Annotated in this window: 12 protein-coding genes; 11 read left to right on the top strand and 1 reads right to left on the bottom strand. The window is 44.6% G+C overall.

The genetic code is table 11. The features are described 5' to 3' along the window. Positions 1–286 precede the first annotated feature (286 nt). The 8 genes from secE (at position 287) to rpoC (ending at position 12,260) form a co-directional block, all read left to right on the top strand. Complete coding sequence (gene secE, locus BSR11_RS15695) at positions 287–667, top strand: preprotein translocase subunit SecE (RefSeq protein WP_072671279.1); 381 nt, start codon at positions 287–289, stop codon at positions 665–667. Positions 668–679: 12 nt separating this feature from the next. Next, positions 680–1,228, top strand: a complete 549-nt coding sequence (nusG, locus tag BSR11_RS15690) for a transcription termination/antitermination protein NusG (protein WP_004397649.1) — start codon at positions 680–682, stop codon at positions 1,226–1,228. 130 nt (positions 1,229–1,358) lie between these two features. Next, positions 1,359–1,787 (top strand): 50S ribosomal protein L11, encoded by a 429-nt coding sequence (rplK, locus tag BSR11_RS15685; RefSeq protein ID WP_004397648.1) that lies wholly within the window; start codon positions 1,359–1,361, stop codon positions 1,785–1,787. A 4-nt stretch (positions 1,788–1,791) separates the two neighbouring features. Further along, on the top strand, positions 1,792–2,493 hold the full coding sequence (rplA, locus tag BSR11_RS15680; RefSeq protein ID WP_004397647.1) for a 50S ribosomal protein L1: 702 nt from the start codon (positions 1,792–1,794) through the stop codon (positions 2,491–2,493). Between the two features lie 271 nt (positions 2,494–2,764). After that, positions 2,765–3,259, top strand: a complete 495-nt coding sequence (rplJ, locus tag BSR11_RS15675) for a 50S ribosomal protein L10 (protein WP_072671278.1) — start codon at positions 2,765–2,767, stop codon at positions 3,257–3,259. 59 nt (positions 3,260–3,318) lie between these two features. After that, positions 3,319–3,684 (top strand): 50S ribosomal protein L7/L12, encoded by a 366-nt coding sequence (gene rplL, locus BSR11_RS15670; protein WP_072671277.1) that lies wholly within the window; start codon positions 3,319–3,321, stop codon positions 3,682–3,684. A 243-nt stretch (positions 3,685–3,927) separates the two neighbouring features. Then, the gene (rpoB, locus tag BSR11_RS15665; RefSeq protein WP_072671276.1) at positions 3,928–7,956 is read left to right on the top strand and encodes a DNA-directed RNA polymerase subunit beta; all 4,029 of its coding nucleotides are present in this window, start codon (positions 3,928–3,930) and stop codon (positions 7,954–7,956) included. 101 nt (positions 7,957–8,057) lie between these two features. Further along, entirely contained in the window at positions 8,058–12,260 is a 4,203-nt protein-coding gene (gene rpoC / locus BSR11_RS15660) for a DNA-directed RNA polymerase subunit beta' (protein ID WP_072671275.1), read from the top strand. Between the two features lie 109 nt (positions 12,261–12,369). On the opposite strand, the gene rsd is transcribed toward rpoC, so the two are convergent. After that, positions 12,370–12,858, bottom strand: coding sequence for a sigma D regulator (rsd, locus tag BSR11_RS15655; protein ID WP_208604792.1), 489 nt, complete (start codon positions 12,856–12,858; stop codon positions 12,370–12,372). A 184-nt stretch (positions 12,859–13,042) separates the two neighbouring features. On the opposite strand from rsd, the gene nudC reads away from it, so the two are divergent. The 3 genes from nudC (at position 13,043) to BSR11_RS15640 (ending at position 15,923) form a co-directional block, all read left to right on the top strand. Beyond that, complete coding sequence (nudC, locus tag BSR11_RS15650; RefSeq protein ID WP_072671273.1) at positions 13,043–13,831, top strand: NAD(+) diphosphatase; 789 nt, start codon at positions 13,043–13,045, stop codon at positions 13,829–13,831. A gap of 259 nt (positions 13,832–14,090) precedes the next feature. Continuing rightward, complete coding sequence (gene hemE / locus BSR11_RS15645; RefSeq protein WP_072671272.1) at positions 14,091–15,155, top strand: uroporphyrinogen decarboxylase; 1,065 nt, start codon at positions 14,091–14,093, stop codon at positions 15,153–15,155. A 117-nt stretch (positions 15,156–15,272) separates the two neighbouring features. Beyond that, positions 15,273–15,923, top strand: coding sequence for a TetR/AcrR family transcriptional regulator (locus BSR11_RS15640; RefSeq protein ID WP_072671271.1), 651 nt, complete (start codon positions 15,273–15,275; stop codon positions 15,921–15,923). Positions 15,924–15,997: the final 74 nt, after the last annotated feature.

Here is a 15,997-nt window from a genome sequence, read left to right as displayed (position 1 = left end):
TGGCCGTACAGTAGGCGCTGGTGTTGTAGCTAAAGTTATCGCTTAATCACAGTTTCTGTGAAGAATGATTTGACTATCCAGTAGCAAAAAGGGCATCATTTGATGCCCTTTTTCTACGCAATTAGTCACTTTGTTTGTTTTATCATCAAGCGCTAGCATGAAATTTAGGGGCCGAGACTATTTCTTGGTCAAAATCAGTATATCAGCCGTGTAGCTGATGAAATGGATTTGCCCTGCAACAGCGGGGCTGTTGTCGTCTATAGTAAGACTTGTGACAGGTTGGTTTATGAAAGCTAATAATGCTGAAACTCCTGATAGCTCAAATGCGCTAGATACGGTGAAGTGGGTCATCACTTTCGTATTGCTGGCCGCTGCTGTTGTAGGTAATTACCTGTATGGTGAGTGGTCTGTAGTCGCACGTGCTGCAGGTGTCATTGTGTTAATTGCCGGCGCTCTTGGCGTCGCGGCAACCACAGTAAAAGGTCAAGCTGCGATTGTTTTTGCACGCGAATCTCGGATGGAAGTTCGTAAAGTGGTATGGCCTACGCGTCAAGAAACCATGCAAACAACATTAATCGTGTTAGCTGTAAGTATTGTAATGGCTTTAGCACTTTGGGGCATTGATGGAATTATGGTCCGTCTAGTGTCTTTTGTGACTGGAGTATAGAGGGTTTAATACATGAGTGAAGCTCCAAAAAAACGCTGGTATGTCGTTCAAGCCTTTTCTGGGTTTGAAGGTCGTGTCGCTCAATCGCTTCGTGAGCATATAAAAATGCATGCGATGGAAGAACACTTTGGTGAAGTGCTTGTTCCAACGGAAGAAGTGGTTGAGATGCGCGCAGGCCAACGTCGTAAGAGCGAACGTAAATTCTTCCCAGGTTACGTGCTGGTACAAATGGTTATGAATGACGAGTCATGGCATTTGGTACGTAGTGTTCCTCGTGTAATGGGCTTCATTGGTGGCACTTCGGATAGACCTGCACCCATTACTGATAAAGAAGCCGATGCGATCTTGAACCGTTTAGAAAAAGCGAGTGAAGCGCCACGTCCGAAAACGATGTTTGAGGTGGGTGAAGTGGTTCGCGTTACAGAAGGTCCGTTTGCTGACTTCAATGGTACGGTAGAAGAGACTGATTACGATAAAAGTCGCCTGAAAGTTTCTGTATCTATCTTCGGTCGTGCAACGCCTGTTGAACTCGAATTTGGTCAAGTCGAAAAACTTGACTAAAATAGCATCTATTTTAGTCTTGTGAAAAGCGTGAGATAAGATTATAATTTCGCGCCTTTTTGTGGGCATTATGTGAAACTGGGGAGCTGATAAATTTATTAGCGTTTGCACCCAATTATTAGGAAATATCATGGCTAAGAAAGTTGAAGCTTATATCAAGTTGCAAGTTGCAGCTGGTATGGCGAACCCAAGTCCACCAGTTGGTCCTGCGCTAGGTCAAAAAGGTGTTAACATCATGGAATTCTGTAAAGCGTTTAACGCAAAAACAGAATCAATGGAGAAAGGTCTACCGACTCCTGTTGTTATCACCGTATATAGCGACCGTTCTTTCACGTTCATCACTAAGACTCCTCCTGCAGCTGTTCTACTTAAGAAAGCGGCTGGCCTTAAGTCTGGTTCTGGTCGTCCAAACACTGAAAAAGTGGGCACGATCACTGACGCACAAATCCAAGAAATCGCAGAACTAAAAGCTGCTGATATGACTGGTGCTGATATTGAAGCGATGAAACGTTCTATTGCGGGTACTGCTCGTTCAATGGGCCTAGTGGTAGAGGGTTAAGATCATGGCAAAATTAACTAAGCGCATGCGTACAATTCGTGAAAAAGTTGACGCAACTAAAGAGTACGAAATCAACGAAGCCGTTGCACTTCTTAAAGAACTAGCAACTGCTAAATTTGTTGAGTCAGTTGATGTTGCAGTAAACCTTGGTATCGATGCTCGTAAATCTGATCAAAACGTACGTGGTGCAACTGTACTACCTCACGGTACTGGTCGTGATGTTCGCGTTGCAGTATTCACTCAAGGTGCTAATGCTGAAGCGGCTAAAGCTGCTGGTGCAGACCTAGTGGGTATGGAAGATCTTGCTGAGCAAGTGAAAAAAGGCGAAATGAACTTCGACGTTGTGATTGCTTCTCCAGATGCAATGCGTGTTGTTGGTCAATTGGGTACCATTCTTGGTCCTCGTGGCCTAATGCCAAACCCGAAAGTTGGCACTGTAACCCCTAACGTTGCTGAAGCAGTGAAAAATGCTAAAGCAGGTCAGGTTCGTTACCGTAACGACAAGAACGGCATCATCCACAGCACTATCGGCAAAGTAACTTTCGAAGCTAACCAACTGCAAGAGAACTTAGAAGCTCTGCTTGTTGCGCTTAAGAAAGCAAAACCATCATCAGCAAAAGGTACTTACGTGAAGAAAGTAAGCATCTCTACGACGATGGGTGCAGGTGTTGCTGTTGATCAGCTAACGCTGAACACTAAAATATAATTCCTTTGCTTAGGCGCGAAATTTATGTATAATTTTGCGCCTAATATTTGTGGTTGGGGCTGAACTTTGGTTCTTTGAACTATGACACAGTCTCCGTCCAAGACCGTAGGCGTTATCAATCAGATAACTTAATAAAACCTACGTAGATGGTGCCCGAACTGACAGAAAGCTCTAATTTTTATAAGTTACCTTTCTTCTGGGACTGCACCTAATAATCTCTCACTGTTGTGATAATAGTGAGTGGTGTAACGACAACCAGGAGCAATCCAAGATGGCTTTAAATCTTCAAGACAAAAAAGCAATTGTTGCTGAAGTCAACGAAGCGGCCAGTGGTGCACTTTCTGCAGTTGTTGCTGACTCTCGCGGCGTTCAAGTAGGCGCGATGACTTCTCTACGTAAACAAGCGCGTGAAGCGGGTGTTTACCTGAGAGTTGTTCGTAATACTCTAGCACGTCGCGCTGTAGAAGGCACAGCTTACGAATGTCTGAAAGACGTATTCGTAGGTCCTACTTTGATCGGTTTCTCTAACGAGCACCCAGGTGCTGCAGCGCGTCTTTTTAAAGACTTCGCTAAAGAGAATAAAGCTTTCGAGATCAAAGCAGCTGCATTTGAAGGTGTAATTACTGACGCTGAAGTACTAGCGACACTACCAACTTACGACGAAGCAATTGCACGCCTAATGATGTGCATGAAAGAAGCTTCTGCTGGCAAGCTGGCGCGTACTATCGCTGCAATCCGCGATCAAAAAGAAGCTACAGCGGCTTAATTGCCTTGCACTTCATTGGTTGCTAAATAAACTTATTGTTGACTTAAAAGAGAATTGTTATGTCTATTACTAACGAGCAAATCCTAGACGCTATTGCAGAAATGTCTGTAATGCAAGTTGTTGAACTTATCTCTGCTATGGAAGAGAAGTTCGGTGTTTCTGCTGCAGCTGCAGTAGTTTCTGGCGGCGCTGCTGCTGCTGAAGTTGAAGAGCAAACTGAATTCGACGTAATTCTAGCTGCTGCTGGCGCGAACAAAGTTGCTGTTATCAAAGCAGTACGTGGCGCAACTGGTCTTGGCCTAAAAGAAGCTAAAGCACTAGTTGACGGCGCTCCAGCACCTCTTAAAGAAGGCATCGACAAAGCTGAAGCTGAAGCTCTTAAAGCTCAGCTAGAAGAAGCTGGTGCAACTGTTGAAGTTAAGTAATTATTACTTAATTCCTTAGCCGAAAGGCTAATGGCTGGTGGTTTATTGACCACCAGCCTTTTTGCGCTGTAGGGTATGGGCGAATTTTCCCGCTGTTTAAGCGTTCCATATTCTTGCAAAAAGCATCTAAATCATAACGATACGAGATGCCACTACAGTAAACAGCGATTTAGTCACTGTCCTACCCCTTTATTAATTAAAGGCGGGCAGTTTGGGTCACTTATCAGCGAGCTGAGGAACCCCATGGTTTACTCTTATACCGAGAAAAAGCGCATCCGTAAGGACTTTGGTACTCGTCCACAAGTATTGGACATTCCATACCTGCTATCGATCCAGCTTGATTCGTTCGAAAAATTTATCGAACAGGATCCAGAAGGGCAATACGGTCTTGAAGCTGCTTTTCGTTCTGTATTTCCAATCCAGAGCTACAACGGCAATTCAGAGCTGCAATACGTTAGCTACCGTCTTGGTGAGCCAGTTTTTGACGTTAAAGAATGTCAAATCCGTGGTGTAACTTATTCTAAACCTCTACGCGTAAAACTACGCTTAGTGATCTTTGACAAAGACGCGCCGGCAGGCACGGTTAAAGATATTAAAGAACAAGAAGTCTACATGGGTGAAATTCCACTCATGACAGATAATGGTACCTTTGTCATTAATGGTACTGAGCGGGTTATCGTATCCCAGCTGCACCGAAGCCCAGGCGTGTTCTTCGACAGCGATAAGGGTAAAACCCACTCTTCTGGTAAAGTGCTTTATAACGCACGCGTGATCCCTTACCGTGGTTCATGGCTCGACTTTGAGTTCGATCCTAAAGATAACCTATACGTACGTATTGACCGTCGTCGTAAGCTACCTGCGTCAATTATTTTGCGTGCGCTAGGTAAAACCACAGAACAAGTTCTAGACATTTTCTTTGACAAAGTGAAGTTTGAAGTCAAAGACCAAACTCTGATGATGGAGTTGGTGCCTGAACGTTTACGTGGTGAAACGGCAACGTTTGATATTGAATCTAATGGTAAGGTTTATGTCGAAAAAGGTCGTCGTGTTACTGCGCGTCACATTCGTCAGCTAGAAAAAGATGAAGTGAGCTTTATTGAAGTCCCTGTTGACTATATTGTCGGCAAGATTTCAGCGAAAGACTACATCAACGAAGCAACGGGTGAAGTGATCCTTGCAGCTAACCAAGAAGTTACTTTGGAAGTACTCGCGAATTTATCTCAAGCGGGATACAAAAAGCTGGAAGTTCTCTTTACTAACGATCTCGATAACGGTCCGTTCATGTCTGAAACACTACGTGTTGACAGTACTTCTGACCGAATTTCAGCGTTAGTTGAAATCTACCGCATGATGCGCCCTGGCGAGCCGCCAACGAAAGAAGCGGCTGAAGCGCTATTTGAAAGTTTATTCTTCTCTCCTGAACGTTATGACTTATCAACGGTAGGTCGTATGAAGTTCAATAGTTCTATTGAACGTACAGACGCAGAAGAGCAAGGCACACTCGATGAAACTGATATCATTGAAGTGATGAAAAAGCTGATCGCGATCCGTAACGGTAAAGGGGAGGTTGATGATATTGACCACCTAGGTAACCGTCGTATTCGTAGTGTTGGCGAAATGGCAGAAAACCAATTCCGTGTTGGTTTAGTACGTGTTGAACGCGCAGTAAAAGAACGCCTAAGCTTAGGCGATCTCGATAACGTGATGCCACAAGACTTAATCAATGCGAAACCAATTTCTGCTGCTGTAAAAGAATTCTTTGGTTCTTCACAGCTGTCTCAGTTTATGGATCAGAACAACCCGTTATCAGAAGTTACGCATAAACGCCGTATTTCTGCTTTAGGTCCGGGTGGTTTGACTCGTGAACGTGCTGGTTTTGAAGTTCGTGACGTACACGTGACCCACTATGGCCGTTTATGTCCGATCGAAACACCTGAAGGTCCAAACATCGGTCTGATCAACTCTTTGTCGGCTTTTGCTCGTTGTAATGAATATGGCTTCCTTGAGACACCATACCGTCGAGTTGTTGATGGCATTGTGACTGATGAAGTCGATTATTTATCAGCGATTGAAGAAGGCCAATTTGTTATCGCTCAGGCAAACGCCAAGCTTACCGATGATAGCCGTTTTGCTGATGAACTGATCACTGCTCGTCAGAAAGGTGAATCTGGTCTTCACCCGCGTGAACATGTTGATTACATGGACGTTGCGACTAACCAAGTAGTATCGATAGCAGCCTCTTTGATTCCGTTCCTAGAACACGATGACGCGAACCGTGCTTTGATGGGTGCAAACATGCAACGTCAAGCAGTACCAACATTACGTGCTGAAAAGCCATTTGTCGGTACCGGTATTGAGCGCAACGTAGCCGTTGACTCAGGCGTAACCGTTGTCGCTAGCCGTGGCGGTATCATTCAGTCGGTTGATGCTTCTCGTATCGTGGTTAAGGTTAATGAAGAAGAGTTAATCCCTGGCGAAGCTGGTATTGATATCTATAACTTAACGAAATATACCCGTTCGAACCAAAACACCTGTATTAACCAGCGTCCTTGCGTGATGCCTGGTGAACCTGTGGGACGTGGCGATGTATTGGCAGATGGTCCATCTACGGATTTAGGTGAGCTAGCACTAGGCCAGAACATGCGTATCGCGTTCATGCCTTGGAACGGTTATAACTTCGAAGACTCAATCTTAGTTTCAGAGCGCGTTGTGCAAGATGACCGCTTTACCACTATCCACATTCAAGAACTGTCTTGTGTGGCTCGTGATACTAAGCTTGGTGCTGAAGAGATCACTGCAGATATTCCAAACGTTGGTGAAGCGGCATTATCTAAGCTTGATGAGTCAGGTATCGTTTATATCGGTGCAGAAGTTAAGGGTGGCGACATCCTTGTGGGTAAAGTAACACCAAAAGGTGAAACTCAGCTTACTCCAGAAGAGAAGCTATTACGCGCTATCTTTGGTGAGAAAGCTTCTGACGTTAAAGATACTTCATTACGTGTACCTAACTCGGTGGCTGGTACGGTTATTGACGTGCAAGTTTTCACTCGTGACGGTGTCGAGAAAGATAAGCGTGCGCTTGAAATTGAGCACATGCAATTGAAAGAAGCTAAAAAAGATCTGACTGAAGAATTCCAGATTCTTGAAGGTGGTCTATTAGCTCGTGTTCGCTCTGTATTGTTAGCCGGTGGTTACTCAGATGCGAGACTGGATTCTATTGAACGCAAGAAATGGTTAGAGCAAACCTTGGAAGACGAGGAGCTACAAAACCAACTTGAACAGCTTGCTGAACAGTGGGATGAGTTAAAAGCCGACTTTGATAAGAAGTTTGAAACTAAACGTCGTAAGATCACTCAAGGTGATGATTTAGCACCTGGTGTTCTTAAGATCGTGAAAGTTTACTTAGCGGTTAAGCGTCGTATCCAGCCGGGTGATAAGATGGCGGGTCGTCATGGTAACAAAGGTGTTATCTCGAAGATCAACCCTGTGGAAGACATGCCGTATGATGAGAATGGTCAGCCAGTCGATATCGTACTGAACCCACTAGGTGTACCATCGCGGATGAACATCGGTCAGATCTTAGAAGTTCACTTAGGTCTCGCGGCCAAAGGTATCGGCGATAAGATCAACCAGATGATCAAGGAACAACAAGAGCTAGCGAAGCTGCGTGAGTTCCTACAAAAGGTTTACGACCTTGGCGATACTCGTCAGTCGGTTGACATCGCAACGTTATCTGATGATGAAGTACGTACTTTAGCTAATAACCTACGCAATGGCCTAACGGTTGCAACTCCAGTCTTTGATGGTGCGAATGAAGCTTCCATTAAAGAGATGTTGCAATTGGCTGACCTGCCGACTTCTGGACAGTTAACTCTGTTTGATGGCCGCACGGGAGATGCCTTTGAGCGTCCGGTTACTGTTGGTTATATGTACATGCTGAAATTGAACCACTTAGTGGACGATAAGATGCATGCTCGTTCAACAGGTTCTTATAGCTTGGTGACTCAGCAACCTCTGGGTGGTAAAGCACAGTTCGGTGGTCAGCGTTTTGGTGAGATGGAAGTGTGGGCACTAGAAGCCTACGGTGCCGCTTACACGTTACAAGAAATGCTCACCGTTAAGTCTGATGACGTTAACGGCCGTACTAAGATGTATAAGAACATTGTAGACGGTAACCACGCGATGGAACCTGGTATGCCTGAATCGTTCAACGTATTGTTGAAAGAGATTCGCTCGCTAGGTATTAACATCGAGCTAGAAGACGAAGAGTAAACCTTAAGGTTCCCCTTTCGGGGAGCCTAACTGGTTTTCTGGTAGGAAGGTGCTCGTTACATTAAGCAGCGGGCCCTTTTAACTCCTTACAGGAGCTGATTGTGAAAGACTTATTAAACTTTCTAAAAGCACAGCATAAGACCGAAGAATTTGATGCAATCAAAATCGGTCTATCTTCTCCAGATATGATCCGTTCATGGTCATTTGGTGAAGTGAAAAAACCTGAGACCATCAACTATCGTACGTTCAAACCTGAGCGTGATGGTCTATTCTGTGCGCGTATTTTTGGTCCGGTAAAAGACTACGAGTGTCTTTGTGGCAAATATAAGCGTCTGAAACACCGTGGTGTGATTTGTGAGAAGTGTGGCGTTGAAGTAACCCAGACTAAAGTTCGTCGTGACCGTATGGGCCATATCGAACTTGCTTCTCCTGTTGCACACATCTGGTTCTTAAAATCACTACCGTCTCGTATCGGTTTGTTGATGGATATGCCATTGCGTGATATCGAACGTGTTCTTTACTTCGAAATGTACGTAGTGACTGAGCCAGGTATGACCGATCTTGAAAGAGGACAAATGCTCACTGAAGAAGAGTATTTGGATCGTCTTGAAGAGTGGGGTGATGAATTTACCGCTAAGATGGGTGCAGAAGCGATCAAAGATCTTTTGTCTTCAATGGATCTTCAGGTTGAAACTGAGCAAATGCGTGAAGAGTTAGAAACCACTAACTCTGAAACCAAGCGTAAGAAACTGACTAAACGTTTGAAGCTAGTTGAAGCCTTCCTTTCTTCAGGCAATAAGCCTGAATGGATGATCTTAACTGTTTTGCCTGTACTGCCGCCGGATCTTCGTCCTCTGGTTCCACTTGACGGTGGACGTTTTGCTACGTCGGATCTGAACGATCTGTATCGTCGAGTGATCAACCGTAACAACCGTTTGAAGCGCCTACTTGAGCTTGCTGCACCAGATATCATCGTACGTAACGAAAAACGTATGTTACAAGAGTCGGTGGATGCACTATTAGATAACGGTCGTCGTGGTCGCGCTATTACTGGTTCTAACAAGCGTCCTTTGAAATCTCTTGCTGATATGATCAAGGGTAAGCAAGGTCGTTTCCGTCAGAACCTACTGGGTAAACGTGTCGATTACTCTGGCCGTTCGGTTATTACCGTAGGTCCATACTTGCGTCTACACCAGTGTGGTCTTCCTAAGAAGATGGCACTTGAACTATTTAAACCATTTATCTACAGCAAACTTGAGACTCGTGGCCTAGCAACGACGATCAAAGCTGCGAAGAAAATGGTTGAGCGTGAAGAAGCGGTTGTTTGGGATATTTTGGATGAAGTGATCCGTGAACATCCAGTATTGCTTAACCGTGCACCAACACTGCACCGTTTAGGTATTCAAGCTTTTGAACCGGTTCTGATTGAAGGTAAGGCGATTCAGTTGCATCCACTCGTGTGTGCGGCGTATAACGCGGACTTCGATGGTGACCAAATGGCGGTACACGTGCCTCTAACTCTAGAAGCACAGCTTGAAGCACGTACGCTGATGATGTCGACCAACAACATTCTGTCACCTGCATCGGGTGATCCGATCATCGTTCCTTCTCAGGACGTTGTATTGGGTCTGTACTACATGACTCGTGAAAAGATCAATGCAAAAGGTGAAGGTATGTACCTTGCTGGCCCAGAAGAGGCTGAAAAGGCATACCGCACTAAAAATGCTGAATTGCATGCACGTGTTAAAGTACGTATTACCGAAACGGTAGTGGATGAAGATGGTCACAGCACCACTAATACCCAATTGGTCGATACAACGATTGGTCGTGCTATGTTGTGGCAGATCGTACCGACAGGTTTACCTTACAGCATCGTTAACCAAAAATTAGGTAAGAAACAAATTTCTAACCTACTTAACGAGGCATATCGTAAGCTGGGTCTGAAAGACACGGTTATTTTTGCTGACCAAATCATGTACACCGGCTTTGCTTATGCAGCACTCTCTGGCGTATCGGTTGGTATCGACGATATGGTCGTTCCTGCAGCTAAGTACACTGAAATTGCTGATGCAGAAGAAGAAGTGCGAGAAATTCAAGAGCAGTTCCAATCTGGTCTAGTTACTGCTGGTGAACGTTACAACAAAGTGATCGATATTTGGGCGTCAACCAATGATCGCGTTGCGAAAGCGATGATGGAAAACCTCTCTTCTGAGTTAGTCATTAACCGTGATGGTGAAGAAGAGCGTCAAGAGTCTTTCAACAGTATTTACATGATGGCCGACTCAGGTGCTCGTGGTTCTGCGGCTCAGATTCGTCAGTTAGCGGGTATGCGTGGTCTAATGGCTCGTCCAGATGGTTCGATCATTGAAACGCCAATCACCGCGAACTTTAAAGAAGGTCTGAACGTACTCCAGTACTTTATCTCAACCCACGGTGCGCGTAAGGGTCTAGCCGATACCGCATTGAAAACGGCAAACTCAGGTTATTTGACTCGTCGTTTGGTTGACGTAGCACAAGACGTTGTGGTTACAGAACACGACTGTGGCACCCATGAAGGCGTTGATATGATGCCTCATATCGAGGGTGGTGACGTTAAAGTTGCTCTGACTGAGTTAGCACTTGGACGTGTTGTTGCAGAAGATATTGTTAAGCCTGGTACTGAAGAAGTCTTGATTCCACGTAATACTTTACTGGATGAAAAATGGTGTCAGATCATTAACGATAACTCGGTTGACCGTATCCGCGTTCGTTCGGTAGTAACTTGTGATGCTGACTTTGGTTGTTGTGCATTGTGTTATGGCCGTGATTTGGCTCGTGGTCACTTGGTTAACCAAGGTGAAGCAGTCGGCGTTATTGCTGCTCAATCTATCGGTGAGCCAGGAACACAGTTAACGATGCGTACTTTCCACATCGGTGGTGCAGCATCAACAGCGGCAGCAGAGAACAGTATTCAAGCGAAGAATAAAGGTTCTGTGAAACTGCATAACGCTAAATTCGTAATCAATAAAGATCGTAAACTGGTGATCACTTCACGTGCATCAGAGATGACGATTATTGATGAATTTGGTCGCACCAAAGAGAAGCACAAACTGCCTTACGGTTCGTTATTAAGCAAAGCCGATGGCGATGCAGTTGACGCCGGTGAAGTGATTGCTAACTGGGAAGCGCATACACTGCCTATCATTACTGAAGTGGCTGGTCGTATCCAGTTCGTGGATATGATTGATGGTGTAACCGTTTCTCGTCAAACTGATGATCTAACGGGTCTATCTTCAAGTGAAGTGACTGATGCCGCCGCTCGTCCAGCTGCAGGTAAAGATATGCGTCCTGCGATTAAACTGGTTGATGCGAAAGGTAAAGATGTCTTGATCCCTGGTACTGATATGCCAGCGCAATACTTCTTACCTGGCAAGGCGATTGTAAACATCGAAGATGGAGCAGAAGTAAACATCGGTGACACGTTAGCACGTATTCCACAAAAATCTGGCGGTAACCGAGATATCACAGGTGGTCTACCACGCGTAGCTGATTTGTTTGAAGCGCGTAAGCCAAAAGAGCCAGCGATTCTTGCTGAGCACACGGGTACCGTTTCATTCGGTAAAGAGACTAAAGGTAAGCGTCGTCTACTGATCACTCGCGATAGCGGTGATGTGTATGAAGAGATGATTCCTAAGCATCGTCAGCTCAACGTGTTCGAAGGTGAGCGAATTGAACGTGGTGATGTCATTGCTGATGGCCCAGAGTCACCGCATGACATTCTGCGTCTACGTGGTATCCACGCCGTGACTTCATACATTGCTAACGAAGTTCAGGAAGTTTACCGTCTACAAGGCGTTAAGATAAACGATAAGCATATTGAAACGATTGTTCGTCAGATGCTACGTAAGTGTACCATCACCCATTCAGGTGATTCGGAATTCTTACCTGGTGAGCAAATTGAGTACGCTCAAGTTAAGATTGCTAACCGTTTATTGGAAGCTGATGGTAAAGAACCTGCTCGTTTCGAACGCGAACTATTAGGTATTACCAAAGCCTCTCTGGCAACCGAATCGTTTATTTCAGCGGCGTCGTTCCAAGAAACAACACGCGTACTGACAGAAGCGGCGGTATCGGGCAAACGCGATGATTTACGTGGTCTAAAAGAGAACGTAATCGTAGGTCGTTTGATCCCTGCCGGTACGGGTTTTGCGTATCATCAAGATCGTCAAGCGAAGCGTCTAGCTCAACAAGAAGGTACGTCAGCAGAACAAGCGACGGACAACCTTGCAGCGCTACTAAATGCTGGTTTTTCATCGGACGAGTAATCGTATCGCATGAGCAAAAAAGGCACCCTAGGGTGCCTTTTTTTAACGGTATTTTTTATGTCAGATTGCTTTTAAGTTGCTAATTTTGCAATAAAGAGCGAATGGTTATTTAAGCGCCTGGTGGAATAGCAAGGCTATCTGCAATTAACTGAATCAAGTAATCTTCAGACGCAAAGCGAGACTCAAGTACCTCACCCACCGTCGATAAATCATTATCGAGGTTTTCTAGGTCATCGTCGTCAGCTACGGTGGCGTAATTATCGGCAAAATCTAATAAGGCATCATTCGTGTTGACGATTTTGCCATAGGTTTGATTAATATCGTCCGTTGCTTTAAAACCGGTCGCTTGCCATTTTTGCATAACCATATCATAAATTTTGAAATGGCCTTCGGAGATATAATCAACCAGCTCCTGACTAAAGCGGTGCAATGCTTTTGGCGAGGGTAACTCATTCAGTGAGGACTCGGGAGTCAAAGGCTGTAGTGCTGCAAGCTTGCAGTACTCAATAATTAGGTGTTGACGGTTATCTAACCAGTGATCGATGACTTCGCTGGATCCGCCCCACTGCTCTTGTGTTTTCTTTAATTTATTTAGCATGACCATGCCCTCATGATCTCATCATCTTTTATCGATGATTTTCCTTGCACGCCCATTGTAGTGCTTTACTACAACCTGTTGTCCTAACGAGAATTTATAGGTTTGAAAATCAAATGACTACAAACTCTGGTATGAATTTAGATTGCCAGTAAAATGGTCGAACTGCAAGCAATCAGGAGTGAGTATGTTAGAAAACAGTGACACAAAAGCCGCTTATTGGTGTGTTGTTTCAGGAAGTGAGATCTGGACCATTGATGGGGATATCCCTTTTGGTTGTGCGCAGCAATGGCAATTACCGACGGAGCATGCGGTATTGATTGGTGATTACCATCAAGCGCCCGTTTATTGGATTAATGCTCAAGAGATAGACCATGACTTAGCGATGACAAATTTACGTACGCTATTATCGATAGATTCGGTGCTATTTTTACTCGCCAGTAAAGCCGTTCAATATGGATACATGAGTCAGACTCAGCGCTTTTGTTCACAATGTGGGGGGCGTAATCGGCTCAATCATCATCAGTTAGCAATGCAATGTCAGGAGTGTCGCACTTTACATTACCCGCGTATTTTTCCATGCATTATTGTTGCTGTTCGTAAAGAGGATCAGATTTTACTTGCCCAACATCCTCGTCATCGTGGTGGGATGTACACGGTGATTGCGGGTTTTTTAGAGGTAGGAGAAACCCTTGAGCAATGCGTCGCGCGTGAGGTGCAAGAGGAAACGGGGATTGCTATCGACAATATTCGTTATATTGGCAGCCAACCTTGGGCGTTTCCTTCTAGTATGATGATGGGTTTTTTAGCCGACTATGCCGGTGGTGAGCTAAAGCCTGATTACTCAGAACTGACCGATGCGCAGTGGTTTAGTGAACCTCATTTACCTGAGCTTGCTCCACACGGAACGATAGCACGAGCGTTGATTGAGCAAACTTTAGCCAATATACGAATCGGGCAAAGCACTATCGATTAGTGCAATAACCATAAAAAAACCCTCCGCAAGGGAGGGGGTAAGTAAGATGTCGTTATGAGATGCTAGACATTAAATGCCTAGCTATTATTATCGTTTTCGCTAGCGAATAAATTTGTAACAGTTAATGCTTTTGCACGCAATTTAAGCATTGATTTAAAAGTTAATAACTTGATCTCGGTTGCAAAGCACTCTGCGATGCTTGGTCAATCAATGTTAGAATGAGCGATTGATTACCGCTTGATAAAAATGGGAATAAGCCATGACTGAATTAAAAAATGACCGCTATTTGCGAGCATTGCTCAAGCAACCTGTCGATTGCACGCCAGTATGGATGATGCGTCAAGCGGGACGCTACCTACCAGAATACCGAGCGACACGTGCACAAGCGGGCGATTTTATGTCGTTATGCAAAAATGCCGAGCTGGCTTCTGAAGTCACATTGCAGCCGCTGCGCCGTTTTTCACTCGATGCCGCGATTTTGTTTTCCGATATCTTAACCATTCCCGATGCCATGGGCTTAGGTTTGTATTTTGAAGCTGGTGAAGGGCCAAAGTTCGAGCGTCCCATCACCTGTAAAGCGGATGTCGATAAAATTGGTGTACCGGATCCAGAAGGCGAGCTGCAATATGTCATGAATGCAGTGCGCCAAATTCGTAAAGATTTGCAAGGTGAGGTGCCTTTGATTGGCTTTTCTGGCAGCCCTTGGACCTTAGCAACTTATATGGTGGAAGGCGGAAGCTCAAAAGCTTTCACTAAGATCAAAAAGATGATGTATGCCGAACCTGCTTTATTGCATCGGTTACTCGATAAATTGGCAAACAGTGTCATTGAGTATTTGAATGCACAGATTAAAGCTGGAGCGCAATCAGTGATGGTTTTCGATACTTGGGGCGGCGTATTAACGCCAAGAGATTATCAGTCGTTTTCACTGCATTACATGCATAAAATTGTTGATGGATTGATCCGTGAGCACCAAGGCATACGAGTCCCCGTGACATTATTTACCAAAAATGGTGGTATGTGGCTTGAGTCGATTGCGGCTACGGGATGTGATGCGATTGGACTGGATTGGACTATCAATATTGCTGATGCTAAAGCGCGAGTGGGGGATAAAGTTGCGCTACAAGGTAATATGGATCCTTCAATGCTTTATGCTAATCCAGAACGAATTCGCCAAGAAGTCGCGAGCATTTTAGAAGGTTTTGGTCATGGTAGTGGGCATGTATTTAATTTAGGTCATGGTATCCATTTAGACGTTCCGCCTGAAAATGCCGGAGTGTTTGTCGATGCTGTCCATGAGCTATCAATGCCTTATCATCGATAAAAATATTCAGTATTGAGCCTGCTTTCATTTGAATCGCGAAGAGGTGGCCCTGTCTGCCTCTTTATTTTGTTTGGTATATACTGAGATAAATTCACCACTTAAGCTTATGGTTCGACAATGAAAACCAGAGACCGAATAATTCATGCTGCGTTAACTTTGTTTAATGAGCATGGTGAAAGACCGATCACCACCAACCATATTGCGGCTCATATCGAAATTAGCCCCGGTAATCTCTATTATCATTTCCGCAATAAACAAGAGATTGTGCGTGAAATCTTTGCTTGGTACTCGGCAGAACTTATTGAGCGTTTTAGTCCTTGGCAGGGTCAATATGAAAGCTTAACACTGCTGAAACATTATTTAGATTCTATTTTTAATTTGATGTGGAAATATCGATTTTTCTACGCCAATTTGCCCGAAATTTTGCAACGTGATCCTGAGCTGCATCAATCGTATATTCAAGTTCAAGATAAACTCCAAGTGAATTTGATTAACATTATGCAAGTGTTTATTGATATGCAGCTCTTGGCCATGGATGAACAAGAGATGAAAAAGCTAGTCACGACTTTGCATTTGATTGCTTCAAGCTGGTTAGCGTATCAATCTGCCATGTCGGCTAACGCGTCCATTACCGAGCATGTTATCCATCAAGGGATGCTACAAATTATCTCAGTGATGAAACCTAATGCAACAGCACAAGGATTAGAGCAATTGCAACTGTTGGAAGAAGGTGTCAGGGCCATGCACGCTACTACCATCATTGGCTAGGATGCTCTGAATAGTGATGAGCTGGTGTTGGCATTTGCGGTTGTTATCGATGCGCTGGGTAATAAGTTTGGAGA

Origin of the sequence: Vibrio injensis, assembly GCF_001895205.1 — a bacterium.
GTDB lineage: Bacteria > Pseudomonadota > Gammaproteobacteria > Enterobacterales > Vibrionaceae > Vibrio > Vibrio injensis.
Note: the sequence above shows the minus strand (reverse complement) of the source record. Positions and strands in the feature narration are given on the sequence as shown.